Source organism: Psychrobacter sp. 1Y4, from assembly GCF_051847555.1.
On the sequence record NZ_JBPYDE010000264.1, the window covers coordinates 1 to 904 of the forward strand.

2 protein-coding genes are annotated in these 904 nt (G+C 43.6%); both read right to left on the reverse strand.

Annotated features, from left to right (window positions below; translation table 11 throughout):
- The coding region (locus ACS8FC_RS15670; protein ID WP_439297450.1) for a patatin-like phospholipase family protein at window positions 1–387 on the reverse strand (387 nt) is incomplete at its 3' end.
- 136 nt (window positions 388–523) lie between these two features.
- Window positions 524–904: Lrp/AsnC family transcriptional regulator (locus tag ACS8FC_RS15675; RefSeq protein ID WP_439297451.1), on the reverse strand; the 381-nt coding region annotated here is incomplete at its 5' end.

A 904-nucleotide genomic window follows, 5' to 3' on the forward strand; every position in this document is an offset into this window, starting at 1 on the left:
TTTGATATAGATCGCTTCTCCTGAAATAGCATGTGTTAACACCATGTAAAACTCAGCATGGTTGGCAAATAACTGTGCCTGATCCAGTGGATATTCTTGCTCCACCATATCCCACATCCACTTTAGATCCAGCAAGTCACCGCCTCTAAGGAAACGACCATAGTGAATAAATTCAGATCGAAGGGAATGATCCAAGTAAATATGCAGGGTGCGGCCTTGTTGTGCGGCCAAATAGTTAGCAACGTTAGTTGAACCTGAAGAGACGCCCACACACAGATCAAAAGGATTGAATTGTTGTTGTAAAAATGCGTCTAAGACACCACTGCTAAATGCGCCACGCATGCCGCCGCCTTCAACCACTAGTGCTTGTCGATGTTGTTTAAGCATTGAAAACCTCGAATGACGCTCGCAAAGTATACCTACAGGTACACAAAACGAGGGGATAAAAAGTGTTTATAAATATAGTCGATACTAGGGAGTTATATTTTTAAGCCATTCTCAACCTATTTCTTGGATATAGACATTACAAGCTCGACAGCAGAACACTCGTTTCGCTGTTCAGAATGCCGTCAATTTCTCTGACTTGACGCAGCACTTCATCAAACTCTCTCAAACTTGTCGTGTGTATTTCTGCCACCAAGTCCCACGCGCCATTGGTCGTATGGAGCTTAATCAATTGCGGGATGCCGCGCAGCTTTCTAATCACTTGTGACGTAGATTTACCTGTTACTTCAATCATCATCATCGCTTTGACCGTTTCTTTATCTAACGCCTCATGCACGCGAATCGTAAATCCTAAAATAGCACCGTTGTGAATCAGTCTATCCAATCTGTTTTGGACAGTGGCACGAGAGACTTTGAGTTTTTTAGCCAGGTTGGAGATGGTTGCTCGACCATCTTGTCG